Origin of the sequence: Bradyrhizobium sp. (assembly GCF_049519115.1) — a bacterium.
Lineage (GTDB): Bacteria > Pseudomonadota > Alphaproteobacteria > Rhizobiales > Xanthobacteraceae > Bradyrhizobium.
Map to the genome: position 1 here is coordinate 203,207 of NZ_JBEKRB010000002.1, position 15,999 is coordinate 219,205.

10 protein-coding genes are annotated in these 15,999 nt (G+C 62.5%); 8 read left to right on the forward strand and 2 right to left on the reverse strand.

All coding sequences use genetic code 11. From position 1 onward, the window contains the following. The first annotated feature begins 48 nt into the window (after nt 1–48). From ABSE61_RS02750 to upp, 7 genes are all read left to right on the forward strand, one after another. Nucleotides 49–1,341, forward strand: a complete 1,293-nt coding sequence (locus ABSE61_RS02750) for an efflux RND transporter periplasmic adaptor subunit (protein WP_423869528.1) — start codon at nt 49–51, stop codon at nt 1,339–1,341. Beyond that, entirely contained in the window at nt 1,338–4,442 is a 3,105-nt protein-coding gene (locus tag ABSE61_RS02755; RefSeq protein ID WP_423869529.1) for an MdtB/MuxB family multidrug efflux RND transporter permease subunit, read from the forward strand. Before ABSE61_RS02750 ends, ABSE61_RS02755 begins: the two co-directional genes overlap by 4 nt. A gap of 9 nt (nt 4,443–4,451) precedes the next feature. After that, on the forward strand, nt 4,452–7,736 hold the full coding sequence (locus ABSE61_RS02760; RefSeq protein ID WP_423869530.1) for an efflux RND transporter permease subunit: 3,285 nt from the start codon (nt 4,452–4,454) through the stop codon (nt 7,734–7,736). Beyond that, a complete protein-coding gene (locus ABSE61_RS02765; RefSeq protein ID WP_423869531.1) occupies nt 7,737–9,275 on the forward strand; it encodes an efflux transporter outer membrane subunit in 1,539 nt (512 codons plus the stop codon). Between the two features lie 257 nt (nt 9,276–9,532). Further along, nucleotides 9,533–10,789: a GTP cyclohydrolase II gene (locus tag ABSE61_RS02770; RefSeq protein WP_423869532.1), complete on the forward strand. Its 1,257-nt coding sequence runs from the start codon at nt 9,533–9,535 to the stop codon at nt 10,787–10,789. After that, entirely contained in the window at nt 10,785–12,047 is a 1,263-nt protein-coding gene (locus ABSE61_RS02775) for a URC4/urg3 family protein (RefSeq protein ID WP_423869656.1), read from the forward strand. Before ABSE61_RS02770 ends, ABSE61_RS02775 begins: the two co-directional genes overlap by 5 nt. Before the next feature lie 12 nt (nt 12,048–12,059). After that, nucleotides 12,060–12,689: a uracil phosphoribosyltransferase gene (gene upp / locus ABSE61_RS02780; protein WP_423869533.1), complete on the forward strand. Its 630-nt coding sequence runs from the start codon at nt 12,060–12,062 to the stop codon at nt 12,687–12,689. 4 nt (nt 12,690–12,693) lie between these two features. On the opposite strand, the gene ABSE61_RS02785 is transcribed toward upp, so the two are convergent. Then, nucleotides 12,694–13,506: an aspartate dehydrogenase gene (locus ABSE61_RS02785; RefSeq protein WP_423869534.1), complete on the reverse strand. Its 813-nt coding sequence runs from the start codon at nt 13,504–13,506 to the stop codon at nt 12,694–12,696. Between the two features lie 165 nt (nt 13,507–13,671). Here ABSE61_RS02785 and ABSE61_RS02790 point away from each other — a divergent pair, with 165 nt between their 5' ends. After that, nucleotides 13,672–14,688: a formamidase gene (locus ABSE61_RS02790; protein ID WP_423869535.1), complete on the forward strand. Its 1,017-nt coding sequence runs from the start codon at nt 13,672–13,674 to the stop codon at nt 14,686–14,688. A 70-nt stretch (nt 14,689–14,758) separates the two neighbouring features. Here ABSE61_RS02790 and ABSE61_RS02795 read toward each other — a convergent pair whose 3' ends face one another. Next, entirely contained in the window at nt 14,759–15,991 is a 1,233-nt protein-coding gene (locus ABSE61_RS02795) for an amidohydrolase family protein (RefSeq protein WP_423869536.1), read from the reverse strand. Between the last annotated feature and the right edge of the window lie 8 nt (nt 15,992–15,999).

The following is a 15,999-nucleotide window of genomic DNA, read 5'->3' on the forward strand; positions in this document are numbered from 1 at the left end:
CGGAAAACCCCCGGAAGCGATCACTCTTCTCATCTCAATGGCAGGTTCATGGACCAACCGATTAAGAACTTCCAGAAGTCACCTTCGATTGGTCCCGCGCAGGCCGCCAAGCCGCGGTCGGGCCGGCGGTTTGTCCTGACAGCCATCGTGATCCTGCTGATCGTCGGCGGCGTCGTCTGGTGGACCAAGCGGGCTGCGCCTCCGCAGCAAGCGGGTGGCGGCCGCAATTCCGCGCCGATGTCGATCGTTCCCGAAGTCGTCGGCAAAGGCGACATCGGCATCAACATCAATGCGCTGGGCACCGTGACATCGCTCGCAACCGTGACGATCCGCACGCAGATCAGCGGTTACATGCAGAAGATCGATTTCACCGAAGGCAACGACGTCAAGAAAGGCGACCTGCTCGCGGAAATCGATCCGCGGCCATATGAAGCAACATTGGCGCAGGCCAGGGGACAATTGGCGCGCGACGAGGCCATGCTCAAGGGCGCGCAGGTCGACCTGACGCGATATCAGGGACTGGCGGCGCAGAACGCGGTGCCGCATCAGACGCTGGATACGCAAGTCGCTCTCGTCGCCCAGGATCAGGGCACGGTGGAGGCCGACAAGGCGTCGGTGAAATCGGCCGAGGTCAACCTCGCTTATTGCCGGATCGTGTCGCCGCTCGACGGCCGCGTCGGCCTGCGTCAGGTCGACCAGGGCAACTACGTGACGCCCGGCGATACCAACGGCATCGTCGTCATCACGCAGTTGGAGCCGATCAGCGTGCTGTTCACCGTGCCTGAAGATAATCTGCAAGCGATATCCAAGCGCCTGCAGGCCGGCGCGGTGTTGCCCGCAACCGCACTCGATCGCACCGGCGCCACCAAGCTCGCCGACGGATCGCTGCAAACCTTCGACAGCCAGATCGATCCGACGACCGGAACGATCAAGCTGCGCGCGCAATTCCCCAATACCGATCGGCTGCTTTACCCGAACCAGTTCGTCAACATCCGCCTCTTGCTCGATACCCACAAGGACGTCACGACAATGTCGACCGCGGGCATCCAGCGCGGCGCACCGGGCACCTTCGTCTACCTCGTCAATGCCGACAGCACGGTATCGGTCCGGCCGGTCAAGCTCGGCGTCACCGAAGGCGAGCATGTGGAAATTCTCTCCGGTCTTGTGCCCGGCGACCGCATCGTCATCGACGGCGCCGACAAGCTTCGCGATGGCGCCAAGATCGTCATTCGGTCGGAGAACAACCCGGCGCAAACCACCAATCCGGCTCAAGCCCCGGCCGACCCCGATAAATCGGGCGGCGGCAAAAAACGGCGCTCCGATGGTGGACAAAAGCAATGAGCCCGTCGCAACCGTTCATTTTACGACCGGTCGCAACCACCCTGCTGATGATCGCCATCATGCTGTCCGGCCTGCTGGCGTTCAGGTTCTTGCCGGTCGCGGCCCTGCCTGAGGTCGACTATCCGACCATTCAGGTCCAGACCTTTTATCCGGGCGCGAGCCCCGATGTGATGACGTCCTCCGTCACCGCGCCGCTGGAAGTGCAGTTCGGACAGATGCCGAACCTCAACCAGATGAGTTCGATCAGTTCGGCTGGCGCTTCCGTCATCACCCTGCAATTCGGTTTGACGATTTCGCTCGACGTCGCCGAGCAGGAAGTGCAGGCCGCGATCAACGCCGCCGGCAACCTGCTTCCGGCCGACCTGCCCGCGCCCCCGATCTATGCCAAGGTCAATCCGGCCGACGCGCCGATCCTGACGCTCGGCCTGACCTCGAAGACAATGAAGCTGACGGATGTCGAGGATTTCGTCGACACGCGTCTGGCGCAGAAAATCTCGCAGCTTCCCGGCGTCGGCCTCGTCAGCATCAGCGGCGGCCAGCGGCCGGCGGTGCGCATCCAGGCCGATATCCGCAAGCTTGCCGCCTACGGTCTCAATATCGACGATCTGCGCACCACGCTTGGCAACGCCAACGTCAATACGCCGAAAGGCAACTTCGACGGCGGGATGCGCGCCTATACCATCAATGCCAACGACCAGATCAGGAACGCAAGCGACTACAAATCGCTGATCGTCGCCTACAAGAACGGCTCGCCGGTGCGCCTCAGCGACGTCGGCGACGTGATCGACGGCTCGCAGAACGACAAGCTCGGCGCCTGGATGAACGAGACGCCGGCCATCATCCTCAATATCCAGCGCCAGCCCGGCGCCAACGTCATCGCCGTCGTCGAAGGTATCAAAGCATTGTTGCCGCAATTGCAGGCCTCGTTGCCCGCGGCCATCGACGTCAACATCCTGACCGACCGCACGGTCACCATCCGTGCCTCCGTCGAGGACGTCGAGTTCGAATTGACGCTCGCCGTGATCCTCGTGGTGCTGGTGATTTTCGTATTCCTGCGCAACGCCCGCGCGACGTTGATCCCGAGCCTGTCGGTTCCGCTGTCGCTGGTCGGCACGCTGGGCGCGATGTACCTGCTCGGCTTCAGCCTCAACAATCTGTCCTTGATGGCGCTGACGATCGCGACCGGCTTCGTGGTCGACGACGCCATCGTCGTGGTCGAAAATATCTCCCGCTATCTCGAGGAAGGCGACACCCCGTTGCAGGCAGCCCTCAAGGGCTCCGAGCAGATCGGCTTCACCATCATCTCGTTGACGGTCTCGCTGATCGCGGTGCTGATCCCGCTATTGTTCATGGGCGACGTGGTCGGCCGCCTGTTCCGCGAGTTCGCGATCACGCTCTCGGTCACGATCCTGATTTCGGCGGTGGTTTCGCTCACGCTGGTGCCGATGGCTTGCGCCAAATTGCTCAAGCCGGAGACCCCTCACGATCAGGAAAATGCATTCCAGCGCGGCAGCCGCGAAGCATTCGACTGGATCATCGAGATGTATGGTCACGCTCTCACCTGGGTGCTGGACCATCAACCCATCACGCTGTTGATCGCACTCGCCACCTTCGCCGTGACCGCGATGCTTTATGTCATGATCCCGAAGGGTTTCTTCCCGCTTCAGGACACCGGCGTCATTCAGGCGATTTCCGAAGCGCCGCAGTCGGTGTCCTACGCAGCGATGGCCGAGCGCCAGCAGCAGCTCGCCTCGATCATCCTGAAGGATCCCGACGTCGTCAGCCTTTCTTCCTTTATCGGGGTCGACGGAACCAACAATACGCTCAACAGCGGGCGAATTCTGATCAACCTCAAGCCCTATGACGAACGCAAATCCGACATCGCGGCCGTGATGCGGCGGATCCAGAACGCGACCGCTCCGCTCACCGGCATCACATTATATATGCAGCCGGTTCAGGACCTGACGATCGAAGGCACGGTCAGCAAGACGCAATACCAGTTCATTCTGCAGGATGCCGACCCCGTCCAGCTTTCGGAATGGACGCCAAAACTGGTCGACAAGCTGAGGCAGCTTCCCCAGCTCGGCGATGTCGCCAGCGACATTTCCGATCAGGGGCTTTCGGTCTTTGTGGAGATCGATCGCGACCAGGCCGCCCGTTTCGGCATTACGCCTGCGACCGTGGATAACGCGCTCTACGATTCCTACGGCCAGCGGATCGTTTCCACCATCTTCACCAATTCCAACCAATACCGCGTCATCCTCGAGGCCGATCCGCGTCTGCAAACGTCGCTGCAATCGCTCTCCGACATCTATCTGCCCTCCTCGGTCGGCAGCACCCCTGTGCCGCTCGCAACGCTCGCTAAATTCCGCGAGGAAACCGCACCGTTGCAGGTCGCGCATCTCGGGCAATTCCCGGCGGCAACAGTGTCGTTCAATCTTGCGCCGGGCGCCGCTCTCGGCGATGCGGTCGAGGCGATCAAGCAAGCGCAGATCGACATCGCCCTGCCCGCCAGCGTGATCACGAGCTTCCAGGGCGCCGCACTGGCATTTCAGTCATCGCTTTCCAACCAGCTCTTCCTGATTCTGGCGGCGATCGTCACCGTCTACATCGTGCTGGGCGTTCTGTACGAAAGCTTCATTCACCCGCTTACAATTCTGTCGACGCTGCCATCCGCCGGTATCGGCGCGCTGCTGGCACTGATGATGGCGGGCGACGATCTTACGATCGTTGCCATCATCGGCATCATTCTCCTCATCGGCATCGTGAAGAAGAACGCGATCATGATGATCGACTTCGCGCTCGACGCCGAACGGCATGAAGGAAAATCGCCCCGGGAGGCGATCTATCAGGCCTGCCTGTTGCGCTTCCGTCCGATCCTGATGACGACGATGGCGGCGGTGCTTGGCGCATTGCCGCTGATGCTCGGCACCGGCGCCGGCTCCGAACTGCGCCACCCGCTCGGCATCTCCATCGTCGGCGGCCTCTTGCTCAGCCAGTTGCTGACGCTGTTCACGACGCCGGTGATCTATCTTTGGTTCGACCGCCTGGCGATCCGGTTTTCCGGCCGCTCGGGCGACGCCACCCAGCCGGCGGAATGAGGGCAACTGATGGGTCCCTCAACACCATTCATTCGCCGACCCATCGGAACGACGCTGCTTACCTTCGGTCTGGCGGCGGCCGGCGTGGTGGCTTTCTTCAAGCTGCCGGTTTCACCGTTGCCGCAGGTCGACTTCCCGACCATCTCCGTTCAGGCCACGTTGCCCGGCGGAAGCCCGCAGGACGTCGCCATCACCGTGGCGAGCCCGCTCGAACGTCATCTCGGCCAGATCGCCGACGTGACCGAGATGACGTCGTCGAGTACGGTGGGTGGGGTTCGCATCACCCTTCAATTCGGTCTCAACCGCGACATCAACGGCGCCGCGCGCGACGTGCAGGCCGCCATCAACGCGGCCCGCGCCGACCTGCCGACCAGCCTGCGAAGCAACCCGACCTATCGCAAGGTCAATCCGGCTGACGCGCCGATCCTGATCCTCGCGCTGACGTCCGACACCCAGACCCGCGGCGACCTCTATGACGCCGCATCGACCGTGCTGGCGCAGAAGCTGTCGCAGGTCGACGGCATTGGCGAAGTGGTCGTCGGCGGCAGTTCGCTGCCGGCCGTGCGCGCCGAACTGATCCCGCAGGCGCTCTATAAATATGGCGTCGGCCTCGAGGACGTGCGCGCCGCGCTTTCCAGCGCCAATGCCCACAGCCCGAAAGGCGGTATCGATGTCGGCGATCAGCGCTACCAGATCTACGCCAACGACCAGGCCAACAAGTCCGACGACTACAAATCCCTGATCGTCGCCTACCGCAACGGCGCCCCGATACGTCTGTCGGATGTCGGCGAAGTCACGGATTCCGTCGAGAATCTGCGCAATGCCGGGCTCGCCAACGGCAAGCCCGCGGTGTTGATCATTCTCTATAGGCAGCCGGGCGCCAACATCATCTCAACCGTCGATCTCGTAAAGGGATTGATGCCCCAGCTCCGGGCTTCGGTTTCGCCGGCGATCGACATCAGCCTCGCCGTCGACCGTTCGATCACCATTCGCACCTCGCTGCGCGACGTCGAACGTACCCTCATTCTAGCGGTGCTGCTGGTGATCGTCGTCGTGTTTGCCTTCCTGCGAAACCTGCGCGCAACGCTGGTACCGGTCGTGGCGGTCTCGGTTTCGCTGATCGCAACTTTCGCGGCGATGTATCTGTGCGGCTACAGTCTCGATAACCTCTCGCTGATGGCGCTGACGGTCGCGACAGGCTTTGTCGTCGATGACGCCATCGTCGTTCTCGAAAACATCACCCGCCATATCGAAGACGGCATGACACCGCTGGAGGCCTCCCTCAAGGGCGCCAGTGAAGTCGGATTTACCGTGCTGTCGATGAGCATCTCGCTGATCGCCGTCTTCATCCCGATCCTGCTGATGGGCGGCATTATCGGACGCCTGTTCCGCGAATTCGCGATGGTGATCTCGATTTCCATCATGATCTCGCTCGCGATCTCGCTCGCCACCACGCCGATGATGTGCGCGGTATTGCTGCGTAGCGATACCGGAGAAGGCCACGGATGGCTCTATCGAATGAGCGAGAGCTTTTTCGACGCCATGCTCGACGCCTACCGCCGCACGCTGACCATCGCACTTCGGCATCCCGCTTTGATGATGCTGGTTCTGGCCGCGGTGCTCGGTCTCAACTTTTATCTCTACGACGTGATTCCGAAAGGCTTCTTTCCACAGCAAGACACCGGCCGGCTGACCGGCTCGATCCAGGCCGACCAAAGTATCTCGTTCCAATTGATGCAGAAGAAGCTGACGCAGTTCATCACCATTATCAAAAACGATCCTGCCGTCGAAACCGCCGTCGGATTTACCGGCAACGGCCAGACCAATTCCGGTTTCGTTTTCGTTTCCTTGAAGCCGCTTGGCGAACGGAACATTTCCGCCGACCAGGTGATCGCGCGGCTGCGGCGTGAAATGGCGGTGATCCCGGGCGCAACCCTGTTCCTGCAGGCGGTGCAGGATATCAGGGTCGGCGGCCGCGCCAGCAATGCGCAGTACCAATTCACCATGCAGGCGCCGACCTTCGAGGAACTCAACGAGTGGAGCCCGAAGATCGCCGCCGCCCTGCAAGGCGATCCGAATCTGACGGACGTCAACAGCGATCAACAGAACAAGGGACTTGAGTCCGATCTCGTCATCGATCGCGACGCGGCCGCTCAGCTCGGCATCACCGTCAGCCAGGTCGACAACACCCTCTATGACGCCTTCGGCCAGCGGCAGGTCTCGACCATCTACGTGGCGCGCAACCAGTATCACGTGATCATGGAAGTCGCGCCGCAATACTGGCAAAACCCGGAGATGCTGAAGGACGTCTGGATCTCTACGTCCGGCGCCTCGGTCGGAGGATCGCAGTCGACCAACGCGGTCGCCGGCACTGTCGTCGTTGGAACCGCGGCCTCAGCCAATTCCGCCAACGCGCAAGCCGCCCGAAATCTTGCGACCAATTCGATCGGCGCCACCGGCAAGGGCGTGGCCTCCACCGGTTCAGCGGTCGCCACCACTCAGGAGACCATGATTCCGCTGTCGGCGGTTGCGAAGTTTGTCCAGGGCGCCACTCCGCTTGCGGTGAACCACCAGGGTCTTCTGGTCGCCACCACGATCTCTTTCAATCTGCCGCCGGGGGGTTCGCTCAGTTCCGCCGTCACCTCGATCGAAGCCGCCATGAACCGGATCGGCGTGCCCGCCACCATCCGCGGCACCTTCCAGGGAACCGCAAAGGCTTTTCAGGATTCGCTGAAAAACCAACCGTTCCTCATCCTCGCCGCGCTGGTCACGATCTACATCGTGCTCGGCGTACTCTACGAGAGCTACGTCCACCCACTGACGATTCTATCGACCCTGCCGTCGGCGGGCGTCGGCGCCTTGCTTGCCTTGATGGCGTTCAACACCGAATTCAGCATCATGGCCCTGATCGGAGTCATCCTGCTGATCGGAATCGTGAAGAAGAATGCGATCATGATGATCGATTTTGCACTCGAGGCCGAGCGCAACCGGGGCCTAAGCTCGGTTGACGCGATTTACGAAGCCTGCCTGCTCCGCTTCCGGCCGATCATGATGACGACGATGGCCGCCCTGCTCGGCGCCCTTCCGCTCGCTCTCGGCATGGGCGACGGCGGCGAACTGCGACAGCCGCTCGGCATCGCAATTGTCGGGGGACTGATCCTCAGTCAGGTGCTGACGCTCTATTCAACGCCGGTAATCTACCTGTATATGGACCGGTTCCGGCTATGGGGCCAGCGGTTGAGGGGCGGCGGAGCACCGCTCGCACCCGAGACCAGGCTGCAACCGGGCGAGTAGATGTTGGCATTTTCGATGATCGGCAAAGTTTCACGACGGACCACGCACGGCCCCGGCAAATTTCGCTTTGCCGTTTCCACTTTGTTGTTGGGTCCTGCCTTGTCGGGCTGCATCCTTGGAACCGAACGGCCGGATCTCAACCTCGATATGCCGGCGGCCTATCGCGAAGGCGGCCGCACGGCGCCCGACGCCCACCTGCCCGCGGTCGATTGGTGGCGCGACTTCAAGTCCAGTGAATTGACCTCGCTGATGGACGCGGCCCAGCTCTACAATCTCGACATCGCGGTCGCCATTGCCCAGATCGTTCAGGCTGACGCCCAGGTGGGTGTCCAGGGCGCCCCGCTGCTTCCCTCTGTTACCGGGACCGCCAATGCCGAGCAAAGCCGCAGCGCGTCCGGCGGCGGCTTGGGCAGTAGCAGCCTTGCCGGTACCGGCCTGACGAGCGTCTCCACCGGTGGATCGACGTTCTCGCAATACAGCCTCGGCCTCAGCGCAAGTTACATGATCGACTTCTGGGGCAAGAACCGCGCGACACTCCACGCCGCCGAAGAGAGCGCGACCGCCTCGCGCTACAATCGCGAGGTCGTCACGCTCACGGCGATCGTCACCGTCGCCAACACCTACTTCCAGGTTCTTGCCGCGCAGGACCAACTGCGGGTGGCGCGACGTAACCTGGCTGCTGCCGAGCGGATTCTCACGCTCATCAAGCAGCAATTTGCCGGCGGCACCGCGTCACAGCTTGACCTGTCGCAACAGGAGACGCAGGTCGCGACCGAGCGCGCGGCGATCCCGCCGCTCGAGATCACGCTGCGGCAGAACATCGCCGCACTCGCCGTGCTGGTCGGCCGCGCACCGGCGAATTTCACGGTGAAGGGCGGCCTGATGACGCAGATCGCGGTTCCGCGCGTGACGCCGGGCCTGCCCTCGGAGCTGCTCAACCAAAGGCCGGATATCCGCCAGGCCGAAGCGCAGCTGGCGTCCTCGAACTTCAGCGTCGAGTCGGCGCGGGCGGCGTTCTTCCCGCAGATCCAGTTGACCGCGCAAACCGGCGTGCAGAGCGCGGCGCTGGCTGCGCTGTTTGGACCGGGCGCCTGGTTCTACACTCTGTCGGCGGGACTGACCCAGCCGCTGTTCGACGGCTTCCTGCTGGAAAGCCAGTTGAAGCAGGCCAAGGGCGTGCAGCTGCAAAATCTGCAGGCCTATCGCAAAGCCGTGCTTTCGGCCTTCTCCGATGTCGAGAAGGCGCTAGTGGCGCTGTCGCAATCGACCTTGCAGGAGCGCCTCGAAGTCGAAGCCGTGGCCGCTGCCCGCAAGGCGTTCGAGGTCTCCGAAACCCAGTTGCGTGCCGGCACTGTCAACCTCATCACCGTGCTGCAAACCCAGCAAACGCTGCTGACCAACGAAAACGCGCTGGCGCAGGCGCGATTGAACAAGCTGCTCGCGGCCAGCAGCCTGTTTCAGGCGCTGGGCGGCGGCTGGACACCGACCGGGCAGTTATCGTCGCTGCCGCAGGACGAGGCAGCGCCATCGGCGCAATGAGCCGGATTGCAGCCCGTCATCGACCCGCGACGGATTGAGGCCAAAAATCCGCGAGGAAATACCGGCACTTAGTCGCCGTTGTATTCGGCAGCGATGTCGCTATATTTCACGGTTCGGTTACGATCGTACTGTAATTTCAGTGGTTGATGATGAGGCCCGTCTTTTCAGGCGGGCCGTCGCCATTTGAGGCCACCGCTCAGGGCCGAAACGCGCGAGGGCACAACGCCCAGGAAATCAAGTCTGAAGGATGGACCGCGATGACTCGTTCCAACCGGGTTGATCATATCCGGATCACCTCGCATCCGACGCCGGGAGGCAAACTCCAATTCCCGATCCAGTGGGGTGCGGCCAGCGCGCGCGAGCGCGGTCCGATCATCGGCACGGTGTCCCGCCCGCAGGACCGCAACGTCATCGGTTCCCATGGCGGCTCCTATTCGGTCTACCGCGCGCTCGCGGTCTCCTCCGGCGCGCTCGACCCGATCCGGCGCCCCGATCTCACCAACACGCATCCGGCGGCAACGGTTGGCCCGTTCCCGCAATGGAGCGAGCCGGAACGCATTGTTTCGCTCGATCCCTGGGGTCATCTTGTGGCAGAGAATTTTGCCAGCGAAATCGCCGAGGGGATCGATATCCGGCCGAGCATCGCGATCACCCGCGCCCGCCTCGATTTGCCGGAACTCAGGTCGGCCATCGACGCCGGACGGCTGAAGCACGACGGCGAAGTCGTGCACAAGAACGGCAGCGTTTCCGTCGTCAAGATCGCCATCGATCCGGTGTGGTATCTTCCGGGTCTGGCGCAACGGTTTGCAACCACCGAAAATAATCTGCGCCGGCAACTGTTCGAGCAGACCGCGGGCATGTTTCCCGAACTGGTGACGCGCCCAGACTTGCAGGTCTTCCTGCCGCCAATCGGCGGAACGACGGCCTATCTGTTCGGCGACGTCACCAAGCTGCCAAATCACCGCACCAAGATCACCTGTCGCGTCCATGACGAGTGCAACGGTTCCGACGTGTTCGGCTCGGACATCTGCACCTGCCGCCCCTATCTGATCCACGGCATCGAGGAGTGCGCGCGCGCCGGCCAGGAAGGCGGCCTCGGCATCATCATCTACAATCGCAAGGAAGGCCGCGCGCTCGGCGAGGTCACGAAATTCCTGGTCTATAACGCGCGCAAGCGTCAGGAAGGCGGTGACGCGGCCGCGCAATATTTCGAACGCACTGAATGCGTGGCCGGCGTGCAGGACGCGCGCTTCCAGCAATTGATGCCCGATGTGATCCACTGGCTCGGCCTCAAGCGCATCGACCGTTTCGTCTCCATGAGCGATATGAAACACGATGCGCTGACCGGCCAGGGCGTCGAGATTGTCGAACGCGTTCCGATTCCCGACGATCTTGTTCCGCCCGATGCGCATGTGGAGATGGCCGCAAAGAAGGCGGCCGGCTATTACAGCACCGAGCCGGCACCGCCGGACGAACTCCTCAATTCGGTCGGCCGCCCGCTTGAAAAGTATTGAAGCGAGCGCGGGCGTGACGGCGGCAAATTCGGAAACCTCGGCGGCGCTGACGCTGCTGAACGCGGCGGCCGTTCGTTCACGCGCCCATCGCATGCTGGCGCTGGCGCTTGACGACAAGCTTCCGAACTTCCGGATCTGCCCTGAGAAAATGGACAGCGTCGTCGATCTGGTGCTGCAAACCACGCGGGACGCCTATCCTGATCTCGATGTGCCGTTTCATTCGCGCTGGCGGCATTTTGTCCTGAGCGGCGACAACCGCTGGGCCGCTGTCGCAAGCGAGAAGCGATGGCCCGATCCCGCGGCGCGGGCGCGCGCGGAATTCGACCTGGCGATGGTCAGCGTGTTCCTCGACGCCGGCGCCGGTCCGACCTGGCGCTACCGCGATCCCAAAACCGGCCTTGCCATCGGCCGTTCGGAGGGATTGGGGCTCGCAAGCCTTGGGATGTTCACTGGCGGGCTTTTGTCGGCCGATCCGCGCGATCCGCTTCGCGTCGATGCAGATGTTCTCAGCCGTCTTTCGGTGACTGACGTGGCGCGCGGCTTGCAGGTTTCCGATGCCAATCCCCTGGTCGGACTTGAAGGCCGTGTCGACCTCTTGCGCCGCCTCGGTAAGCTCGTCGCCTCGAAGCCAGATGTCTTCGGCCGTCACGACACACCGCGACCGGGCGGGCTGTTCGATCGGTTGGCCGCGCGCGCCGAAAACGGCCGCCTTCCCGCCCCCCTCATCCTGTCCGAATTGTTGCAACAGCTCGGACCGATGTGGCCGTCGCGGCTGACGCTCGGCGGCATCGCGCTTGGCGACTGCTGGAAGCATCCCTCGCTGATCACGGACGACGCAACCAACGGCCTGGTGCCGTTGCACAAGCTTTCGCAATGGCTCGCCTACTCCCTGATCGAGCCGCTGCAAACCGCAGGGCTTGAGGTCATCGATATCGACGGCCTCACGGGGCTCGCCGAATATCGCAACGGCGGCCTCTTCATCGATGCCGGCGTGCTCGCATTTCGCGACGAGCACGACGCGCAACGCGAACATGAGGTTTCCTCGGCCCTGGTCGTGGAGTGGCGCGCGTTGACGGTGGCGCTGCTCGATCGTCTCGCCGACGGCGTGCGAAAACGGCTCGGGCTTGATGCGGTGTCATTGCCGCTTGCCAAGGTGCTCGAAGGCGGTTCCTGGGCGGCGGGCCGGCGGCTCGCACGCGAACGTCGCGCCGATGCCTCGCCGCCCGTAAAAGTCATCAGCGACGGCACTGTATTTTAGAGGGGCGACAATATGGAAGGCGTCACCATCGTCAGCCACCCGCTCATCCAGCACAAGCTGACGCTGCTGCGGGAAAAGGACGCCTCGACGAAATCGTTTCGCGAACTGCTTCAGGAAATCGGGATGCTCCTGTGCTACGAGGTCACCCGCGACCTGCCGCTTAGCGAGGTCGATATCGAAACGCCCCTCGCCCATATGAAAACGCCACAGATTGCCGGCAAGAAGCTGGTGTTTGCGCCGGTGCTGCGCGCCGGCATGACGTTCGCGGAAGGCATGCTCGATCTGGTGCCGAACGCGCGCGTCGCCCATATCGGGCTTTACCGTGAGCCCGAGACGTTTGCCGCCGTCGAATATTACTTCAAGGCGCCGACCGACCTGCACGAGCGGCAGGTCATCGTGATCTCGCCGGTGCTCGCGACCGCCAACACTGCGGTGGCCGCGGTCGACCGGCTGAAGGAGCGCGGTGCCAACGACATTCGCCTGGTGTGTCTGATCGCAGCGCCTGAAGGTGTTGAGCGCATGCGCGGCATTCACCCCGACGTGCCGATCTGGCTCGCCGCCATCGACGAAGGGCTGGACAAGAACGGGTTCATCCTGCCCGGACTCGGCGATGCCGGCGATCGCGCTTACGGGACGAAATAGGGGTTCAGGTCCCGACGCGCAGCGCAGCGCGCTGCTTTCGCAGCAGCGCAATCACCGACAACGCGGTGATGCGGCCGGTCTTGGGATTTTCGGAAGGAATATTCTCGATCGACATCGAAAACCGCGCCGCATCGGAATCGACCTCAACCCGATGCACGTTGCGGGTCAGCGCGGGGTCCGCCCAGATTTCGAGCCGAGTCCGGTCAGGCCCGATGCCGGCAAGCGACAGCGCCACTGCCACGTTCAGGTTAGCGGGAAAGCCCTTGGCGGCTTCTCGCGCCGACCCGTCGAAAATCTTCAACGGCTCCTTGATCTGGTCGATGTCGATATTGTTCTCGACCAGAAATGGCGCGCCGGCGAGACCTTGCACCGGCTTGCGCGTTACCATCCGTACCGAATAGATCTCGCCGACGGCAGCCGCCGTCACTGCGTCGAGGCCAATCAGCGCGCCGGTCGGCACCACGATCTGTCCGCCGTTTCGCCGCGCCATCTCGATCAGGTCTTCATTGTCGAGCAACGCCCCGGCGCTGAGCACGATCGCGGTTTTTCCCTTTTCCACGAACGGCGCCACGATCGATCGCAGAAGTTTTGCAGGCGCGCACTCGATGGCGATATCGGCGACATCGGAAAGCTTCTCGATCGGCAGCATGGCCGGCGGCGTCTTCAGGGTGCCAAGCCAGTTATGGTGCTTTTCCGGGTTCTGCGCCGACACGGCCATCAACGACAGGCCCTCGATGCCTTGATCGAGCGCCTCGGCGACTTTTTTTCCGATCGGTCCCAGTCCCGCGATGGCTACCTGGAGAGATGGATTTGCCATTGGCTGGCTTCTCTTTTCTTTTCGATGATCAGGCCCTTGATAGCCCGTCTGCCGGCTGCCCTCAAGTCGACCGCCCGGCCGCCTGAAATATGCTCTTTTGCTATCTAACAAAATCGGCTTTTCTTCCTCCAACAACAATGTACTTCCCATTCCATGGAGAAACACATGAACGGGCTCGGCGGACTTAACAAATCACCCAACGGCGTTGTGATCGGGCTGGTGCAGCTTCAACTGCCCGTGGTCGCGACCAAGGCAGACCTCGCGAAACAGACCGAGCGCATCGTCTATATGGTCGGCAAGGCGCGCCGCAATCTCGGCACCATGGATCTGGTGGTGTTCCCGGAATACTCGCTGCACGGCCTCTCGATGGACACCAATCCCGCGATCATGTGCCGGCTCGATGGTCCTGAAGTCGCGGCCTTGAAGAAGGCCTGCATCGACAACAAGATCTGGGGCTGCTTCTCGATCATGGAGTTCAACCCGGACGGCAATCCCTATAATTCCGGCCTGATCATCGATGATCAGGGTGAGATCAAGCTTTACTACCGTAAATTCCACCCCTGGATTCCGGTCGAGCCGTGGGAGCCCGGCGACGTCGGTATTCCCGTGATCGAGGGACCCAAGGGCGCCAAGATCGCGCTGATCATCTGCCATGACGGCATGTTCCCGGAAATGGCGCGGGAATGCGCCTATAAGGGCGCCGAGATCATGATCCGCACGGCGGGTTATACGGCGCCGATCCGGGAGAGCTGGCGCTTCACCAACCAGGCCAATGCATTCCAGAACCTGATGGTGACCGCCAACGTCTGCATGTGCGGCTCCGACGGCTCGTTCGATTCAATGGGCGAAGGCATGATCGTGAACTTCGACGGCTCTATCCTCGCCCACGGCACGACCGGCCGCGTCGACGAGATCATCACCGCCGAAGTTCGCCCTGATCTCGTGCGCGAAGCCCGGATCAACTGGGGCGTCGAAAACAACATCTATCAGCTCTGGCATCGCGGCTATGTCGCGGTGAAAGGCGGCGCGATGGATTGCCCTTACACCTTCATGCAGGACATGGTCGCCGGCACCTACCGGCTTCCGTGGGAGGATCAGGTCAAGGTCACCGACGGCACGTCCTGCGGCTTCGCGGCGCCGACGCGCATGTTTGGCGCCAAGACCGACAAGGCGGCGGAGTAGTTCTCATAGCGCTTTTGAGCGAAGTGGGAACCGGTTCGCGTGAAGAAAACGCGTCAAAGAAAAACAGGAGCTAGTGTACTTGGCGATGAAGCTGCACGCGCGGCCGCGTGAATGACTTGCGGCCGCGTTTGAAACCCCACAGTGGCTGCGCCAGCGTTGCGACCACGTCGGTAGGACTGGCCGCATCGAGACAGACGAGATCGGCGGGCGCGCCGACCTTGATGCCGTAATCGTTGAGCCGCATCAGCCGCGCCGCGGAGTCCGTGACCATATCCAGACATCCGGCGAGGTCGGCCGGGCGCGACACATGGCAGACATTGGCGTAGAGATTCGCCATCCGGATCAGCGACCCGTCGCCATAGGGCGTGAATGGATTGAGGACGTTGTTGGTCGAGATCGAGCAGGTCACGCCGGCTTTTCTCAAGTGCTCGGCCGGCACGACGCCGCGCGGCACCGCATGGTCGTGGCTGCGACCCATCAGATGCAAATCCGTCGAAGGCAGGATCGTGACGGCGACGCCGGCACTGGCCAGTCGTTTGGCGATGTCACCAAACCGCTCCGGCGGCAGCAGCGACATCTGGGTGACGTGACCGACCGCAACGCGACCACCGCGGCCGAATTCCTCGGTTTTGCGGCAGACATATTCGATCTGCATGTTCTGCGTGGTCTCGGCGAGATCGAGATGCATATCGATCTCGGCGTCGAAATCGCGCGCGATGGCAAAAACGCGATCGATCTGGGCGCGCGGGTTGGTGTCGAAATACGGCACCGCACCGATGGTGCGCGCGCCGCGGCCTAGCCCCTCGATCAAGAGCTCTTCAGTCCCGGGATAGTTGGTCATCCCCTCCTGCGGAAACACGCATAATTCGACATCGATCGCCCAGGCATAGTCACGTGCCAACTGCTCGACCGCCTCAAGCCCGATCAAGCCGATGCCGGGGTCAAGCTCGACATGGGTCCGCATCCGCATTGTCCCGTGCGACACGCAACGCTCCAGCGTCTTTCTGCCCCGCGCATAGACGTCCTCCACGGTGAAGCCGCGCTTGGCGGCCGCCGTTTCGCGAACGGCTTCCGCGACCGTGCCCTCCTCAAGGCGGCACCGATCGAGGATGCAGGTTTTATCGAGATGAATATGCGTTTCGATCAGGCCGGGAACGACGAGGCAGCCTTCCGCGTTCAGTTCGGGGCCGTCGGCCGCCAACGCAGGCGCAATGGCGGCGATCCTCTCGCCCTCGACGGCAATATCGATGTTAACGAGTTCGCCATCGCGCAGGATGCGCGCGTCCCGGACAATCAGATCCATCAATTAAT